2 protein-coding genes are annotated in these 2,130 nt (G+C 49.1%); both read right to left on the reverse strand.

Translation table 11 applies throughout. The features are described from left to right. Nucleotides 1-775: sigma-54 dependent transcriptional regulator (locus tag A3751_RS15535; RefSeq protein ID WP_156492521.1), on the reverse strand; the 775-nt coding region annotated here is incomplete at its 3' end. After that, a complete protein-coding gene (locus A3751_RS15540; protein WP_082863301.1) occupies nt 772-2,049 on the reverse strand; it encodes a PAS domain-containing sensor histidine kinase in 1,278 nt (425 codons plus the stop codon). The genes A3751_RS15535 and A3751_RS15540, both read right to left, overlap by 4 nt. Nucleotides 2,050-2,130: the final 81 nt, after the last annotated feature.

The raw sequence follows: 2,130 nt of genomic DNA on the forward strand, positions 1-2,130 counted from the left end.
TCTTACCTCCAACACGCTCAACCTCTCGCTCCTGCAATACGCGCAATAGCTTTGCCTGCAAGCCGAGATCCATTTCTGAAACCTCGTCGAGTAGCAAGGTACCCCCATTTGCCTGCTCAAACTTGCCGGGAGAGCTGTTATATGCGCCCGTAAACGCGCCCTTTTCATGACCAAACAACATGGCTTCCAACATATTTTCAGGAATGGCAGCACAGTTGATCGCAACAAATGGCTTGTTTTTTCTTGGAGAATGGCGGTGAATGTAACGCGCCAAAACCTCTTTACCGGTCCCACTTTCACCAGAGATCATGACGGTGGATTCAGTCTTAGCGACTTTACGCGCCACCTTGAAAAATTCTTTGGTGAAGGCCGAGCTCGCAACCGGCTCGTCGCTAATCTCGGTATTCTGATTTCCACCGACAATGCGTTCGATCGACTCAATAAGTGTTTGCGGCTCAAACGGCTTAACCAGATAGTCATCCGCCCCGGCCTGCATTGCATCTACCGCATCCTTAATTTGTCCAAATGCCGTTATCAGCATCATTGGCAAGCCTGGCACCTTAGACTTCACCTGAGCCAGCAGCTCATGGCCACTCATACCCGGCATATTGACATCGCTGACAACAATGTCGAAGTTACGTTTCTCTAGCGCAACTAAGGCATTCTCTGCACAGTCCGCTTCAAAATATTTCATCCCTGCTAGCTGAAGAGTGGTGCATAAGGCTTCGCGCAACTCTCGATCGTCTTCAACTATTAATACGTTTGGCGTGTTCATGATGACACCTCTCTTGCTAGCGTAGATTTGAGTGGAGACTGCTCCGGCTTAAACAGTGGAATCAAGATCGTTGCCACTGCCCCCTCAGCTCCGGAGCGGAGGGAAAATTGACCTTTATGAGCCTTGATCACAGCCTGCACAACCGCAAGCCCTAGGCCGGTCCCCTGAGATTTTGTTGTAAAAAATGGTTCGTGAATTTTCTTTTCCAGACTTCTCGGTATGCCCGGACCATTGTCACAGATTTGGATACAAGCAAACCGACCTTCCGCATCAGCCGATTCAATACTGATTTCTAACTGCCGGTCTCGTGTTTGACTCTCATGCGCCTCGATGCTGTTATTAATCAAGTTCATACATGCGCCAACCAGCGTTTCCTGATTACATAAAATCTGGCCTTTTGACTCGTTATGCCAGGTTGTTTTGACATTGTATTTTTCGACCAGCGGTGTCGCTGCCGCATGCAAACTCTCAAAAAATTGACGGACACTAACCTGCTCTGCGAGCCGCGTTTCACCCTTGGCAAAGACCAGCATGTCTCGAATTTGATGTTCAAGATGCGCTAGGCGCGACAGCAGCTTTTCTGCACAATCAATGCGCATTTCAGTGCTCATCTCAGGCCGACGCAAGTGACCTGCATATAGCATTGCGGTAGATAACGGCGTGCGAATTTGGTGAGCAAGACTAGCAACCATTTTACCGAGAGAGCCTAATCGCTCAGTGCGGCTGACACGCTCTTGTAGCGCTCGCGTTTCCGTTAAGTCGCTCAGAAGTATCAGCTGACCATCGCCGGACTTGAGCGAGCGCGTTTTAATGTGCAGTCTTCGTCCGTCCTTCAACGAGACCTCGTGGCCATCATCATGTTTTGGTGCGAAACAACGGGTAATCACGTCGAGCCAGCGCTCTCCCTCAAGAGGCTCACCCAGAAGTTCAATGGCTGCGGGATTGTATTCACTAATGAAACCCTTTCCGTCGAGCACCACAACACCCGCAGGGAGAACCTCAAGCAACGCGGAATGTCGATGCTCAAGGGCTTGTTTCTCTTTTTCTTGCTGGGCGGTATTGGATTCTGCGAGAGACAACTCGCTTTTTAGCGCAACAACGCGCTCTTCCAGTTCGCGATAAGAAGATGGATGCACGGCATCTAACTTTAGAACCTTTGATGCTGGCAGCTCATCATCAACTCGCTCAACGGCCTTTTGCAAACCGACTCCAGTCGCGGAAGAATGCTTTGCAGAATAGGTTTCTTGATACTTAGTACTGCTGGTCCGAGCCATTGCGATTCTCATGTTCGATTTAAAAGCTAATTCGAATGAATATCAGCAGAAAGTAGGCCAAAACAATTTAATGCATATAAA

The organism is Oleiphilus sp. HI0080, assembly GCF_001635135.1.

What these genes read in the sequence shown, in the direction of transcription:
- A3751_RS15540 (WP_082863301.1), bottom strand. Translation starts at nt 2,049, where the DNA reads ATGGCTCGGACCAGCAGTACTAAGTATCAAGAAACCTATTCTGCAAAG.